The sequence below is a fragment of the bacterium genome (assembly GCA_037131655.1).
Lineage (GTDB): Bacteria > Armatimonadota > Fimbriimonadia > Fimbriimonadales > JBAXQP01 > JBAXQP01.
This window is the reverse complement of the sequence record JBAXQP010000251.1, coordinates 1-3,952: the sequence shown is the minus strand read 5'-3', so window position 1 is coordinate 3,952 and position 3,952 is coordinate 1. Positions and strand designations below refer to the sequence as shown.

Below are 3,952 nucleotides of genomic sequence, written 5' to 3'. Positions count from 1 at the left end.
TACCCAGAAGCCGCTATCGCTGCCGCTCAATCACTGAAATCAGCTGGCGCTGAAGTCACTGTTTCAATCGTGCTCGATCCAAGCTTACTCAAACAAGATAACTGGCAACAAGTCTTTGCAAAGCTAAGTAATATCCCAAATGGCGTTGATATCACTTCTTTGCGCCAAATCAAAGGAGTAAGCATTCGATCTGAAGCTGATTATGTAACTCCAACCAGACTTGTTGTAATCGTTGGCGGGCATAAGGAATCACTAATTGCTTCAATATCGAAAGATGACTTCGAATCAGCCCTTATCGATGCGATGCACAAACAAGAAATGCTGACTTTAGTCGGCGCAGAAGCGTTATCTGCAAGCCAATCGTCAATTCCCCTCTTTATCGAAAAGAATATCCCCAGTATTGACTGCGTAGACTTGTCCATCGGCCAGATTACACTGCCATTCCTATTTCAAGAAGAAAATGGCGCTTATGGCGTGAAGAAAACGGCTTCAGCGATTATGCCTGATTCGGCTAAGAGGGCCTTTTGAAACGCATCGCTGTCCTCATCCCCTCCTATAATGAGGCTGAAAGAATTGGACTAACTATTAAGTCTCTTCGAAGCCATTGGAGCGAGTCCACAGAATACGCCGATATAACCCTTTTTATCTATGTCATTGACGACCATTCCTCAGATATGACATCAGAAGAGGCTGATAAGGCAGGGGCGGATGTAGTGTTGCGACTTCCTGAGCGAATGGGTAAGGGCGATGCCATGGAATTTGGCCGTGATGCGGCTAATGATGCAGACTTCTTCCTCTTTCTCGATGCTGACTTAGGTGAAACCGCTGGAAAAGCCCTCACTTTGCTCAAACCACTCTTCGAGAACACTGCCGATTTGGTAATTGGGGTACTTCCCCATCAAGAAAAAGGTGGAGGCGGAGGGTTCGTCGTTCGGTTGGCTCGAAAAGGCATTCACGAACTAACGGGTCTTGAGTTGAAAGCCCCCCTCTCCGGCCAACGCGCTCTCACTCATGCGGCTATAGAAAAGTTGCCCCCCTTCGCCACAGGTTTTGGAGTCGAGGTTGGAATGACTATCGATGCCTATCGTGCAGGGCTAAGAATTACTGAAATAGAAGTCCCTCTTAAACACCGAGTAACCAAACGCGACCTAAGCAGTTGGATCCACCGATTTAGACAATATATTCAAGTTCGAAAGGCCCTCATAAGTCGAATACATGCTTTGCAGAAACAACGTAAAGATTATTAGTAGACGTACAATTGCAGTGCCTTGGTATTTAAATTAATAGATTAGAAGGAAAACTGACATGTTGAAAGAGTTTAAAGAATTCATTAACCGAGGGAATGTCATTGATCTGGCAGTCGCTTTTGTCCTTGGAGTCGCCTTTGCCGATGTAGTTAAATCGTTGGTTAAAGATGTAGTGATGCCGCCGATAGGGTTTTTACTTGGTAAAGTCGACTTTTCGAATCTCGTACTCACAATTGGCAAAGTAGAGATTCGTTACGGTCTATTCATCAATTCGCTTATCACATTCCTGATCGTCTCATTCGTAGTCTTTTTAATCGTGAAGGCTGTGAACCGTCTTAAAGGGCCTATTGCTGTCACGACAAAAGATTGTCCGTTTTGTTGCACAGCTATTCCCATCGCAGCAACCCGCTGCTCAGCCTGCACATCTGAGTTAGGATAATAACACTCAAATAGCCTAATCTGATATTTAGTAAACAGTTGCCCTACCAATAAGCTCATCTATTGAAAAGCTTAGTCTCGTTGGGTACAATACCCATGCCTTCAACGCCGATGTAGCTCAGTGGTAGAGCAGCTGTTTCGTAAACAGCAGGTCATCAGTTCGAATCTGATCATCGGCTTTGTTCTATCTACTTCCAGGCAGACGGTGCCTGTCTAAGGAATGATACATGGATCTGCCCGTTTTATCGATTGTTGAAGATAATCTCCCAGCAGCTTGGGAAGAAGCGGTTCTTACTCTTTGGGAAAGTGGCCGAAGCAATCCCTGTCAGTATCAATCCAGCGATGTTCCTATGGATAGTCGGGATTGCGTGATGTCTCTAACAATTCGAGACCCCTTTTCGGAACCTCGAATACACTTGGCGATGCCCTGTGGGTTAGAAGAGTTGGAGATGTACGTGCAGGAAGTCATCGACGGTGTTCACGACCACTGGATTGACCCGGCACACGGTAAGTGGCAATATAGTTATCACGAACGGATGGCAAGCTATAAGGTGCCTGGCATCGAAAAGCCGATCAACCAACTGGACTATGTGGTTAATGCGCTCATCGACTGCCCATACACCCGCCGTGCCCAGATTAGTATGTGGAAACCATGGGAAGACGAAGGCATTCCTGATCCTGCCTGCCTGCAAAACCTTTGGTTCCGTATCTTCGATGACACACTGGTACTGGTCGCCCATATGCGCTCAAACGATAGTTTTACCGCCTCGTTTATGAACATGTATGCGTTCACCGAGCTCCAAAAAGTCGTCGCCGAGCGCGTGTCAAAAGGACTTGGCCGAGATATTAAAGTCGGTCAATACACCCACCTTGCCAACAGCTTCCATATCTACGAGAAGGACTTCCGAGCTTTCGTAAAGTTCATGGAGCTTCAGAATAGACGCTCATTCGAAGATCGAACCTGGAACACAACCGACCCCGACATAGCCGAGCAAATCACCGATGCCAAGAACCGAGTCAAGTTAGCGCTCCAGCGCGAGAAGGAAACAGGCAGAAAGGGGCTTTAAACTTACTCTTTTCGAGTACCCAGATGTCCTTTGCCACCAGCACGATTGGGATATTACTAAAAGTTCCTTTATCTTTTCTGGAGGAATCTTAGTCCCTAGAATTGGATACCAATGTAGCTTCGTACACGCCGAATGATCGTCACAATTGGGAACGATGGTCTGCACGCGAGCCTTCTTCTATTCTTTCGAGAACCTGGGAATATTATCAACAATTGGATAGTCGAGTCCGCATTTATTACATAAGTAGTGATCCTTTTCTTTTCTGAAGTCACCGCGGCATTGGGGTTCGGGACAGCACAACAATCTGTCTATGTCAACGGTTCTCTGGATATGATGACCTCTCATTTTTTGGCGTATCGGTTGAAGTAGTGCTCTGGAGCGATGGTAAAGAGTTGAGAGTTTATGCCGGAAACGACGAGGGCACGCGCGCTGTGATGCTAGATCAATTGCCTCTACATAATCCTCAATGTTGAATTGCGGGTCGAAGTGGTCGAGCATCTGGTAGTCGATGTGGTCATCCCATTCAAAAAAAGAAAACATGAGTTCCGGCGCGCTTTGGTGGAAAGCGCGAAAGTTCGGATTTCGCCTCCATAACTCGGTAAAAATCAGACCGACATGGTTTATAAAACTCTCGTCTTTGGGAGCGATAATCAACTGCCCGTTTCGGTAATCCAGAACCCATCGATGATAGTGTTTGGGAGCATAAATCATCTCGTGGAAGCGGGAGGGTGTCTCAATGTAGCCGCGTTTAGAAACCCGGGTAATTTCTGCGATGAACACGGTAGGGTCGTTAGCATGCTCCAATACGTGCTGACAAATGAGATAGTCGAAAACCTTGTCTTTGAAAGGAAGCGCTTGAGCATCAGCGGCAATGAACGGACGTGCATCTTGTACGAGGGTACTGCCACGCTCTTCAGACGTATCAACATATCGGTCGGAGAGAACATCCGAACGACGCACTGGATCATGACCGCTTCCTATCTCGAGCACTAAATCAGACGGCCCGATATTGTAATGTCGATAAGTCAATAAAAGCCTCCTTACTGAAGTGGTTCAACATAAGTTGGACAAAGGGAACTCTTGAAAAGTTTGCACTGCAAGTCAGCCTTTCAATACTCGCATTATACCTAGATAAGTTGATCGTCAGTGCCTGCTTGCCGCAGAGCAGATATTTACGGTTCGCAAGAAGCCAATAAAGTT

At 46.4% G+C, this 3,952-nt stretch carries 5 protein-coding genes and 1 tRNA gene; 5 read left to right on the top strand and 1 reads right to left on the bottom strand.

The window, feature by feature from the left end; translation table 11 throughout:
* The 5 genes from WCO51_10620 to WCO51_10600 form a co-directional block, all read left to right on the top strand.
* On the top strand, nt 1–528 hold a 528-nt coding region (locus WCO51_10620; protein MEI6513709.1), incomplete at its 5' end, for a copper transporter.
* On the top strand, nt 525–1,247 hold the full coding sequence (locus WCO51_10615) for a glycosyltransferase (protein ID MEI6513708.1): 723 nt from the start codon (nt 525–527) through the stop codon (nt 1,245–1,247). The genes WCO51_10620 and WCO51_10615, both read left to right, overlap by 4 nt.
* Nucleotides 1,248–1,305: 58 nt before the next feature.
* Nucleotides 1,306–1,686: a large conductance mechanosensitive channel protein MscL gene (gene mscL, locus WCO51_10610; protein ID MEI6513707.1), complete on the top strand. Its 381-nt coding sequence runs from the start codon at nt 1,306–1,308 to the stop codon at nt 1,684–1,686.
* Nucleotides 1,687–1,792: 106 nt separating this feature from the next.
* Nucleotides 1,793–1,864, top strand: a tRNA-Thr gene (locus WCO51_10605).
* 48 nt (nt 1,865–1,912) lie between these two features.
* Nucleotides 1,913–2,752, top strand: a complete 840-nt coding sequence (locus tag WCO51_10600; GenBank protein ID MEI6513706.1) for a thymidylate synthase — start codon at nt 1,913–1,915, stop codon at nt 2,750–2,752.
* A 177-nt stretch (nt 2,753–2,929) separates the two neighbouring features.
* Here WCO51_10600 and WCO51_10595 read toward each other — a convergent pair whose 3' ends face one another.
* Complete coding sequence (locus WCO51_10595; GenBank protein ID MEI6513705.1) at nt 2,930–3,781, bottom strand: methyltransferase domain-containing protein; 852 nt, start codon at nt 3,779–3,781, stop codon at nt 2,930–2,932.
* Nucleotides 3,782–3,952: the final 171 nt, after the last annotated feature.

What these genes read in the sequence shown, in the direction of transcription:
- WCO51_10600 (MEI6513706.1), top strand. Translation starts at nt 1,913, where the DNA reads ATGGATCTGCCCGTTTTATCGATTGTTGAAGATAATCTCCCAGCAGCT.
- mscL (MEI6513707.1), top strand. Translation starts at nt 1,306, where the DNA reads ATGTTGAAAGAGTTTAAAGAATTCATTAACCGAGGGAATGTCATTGAT.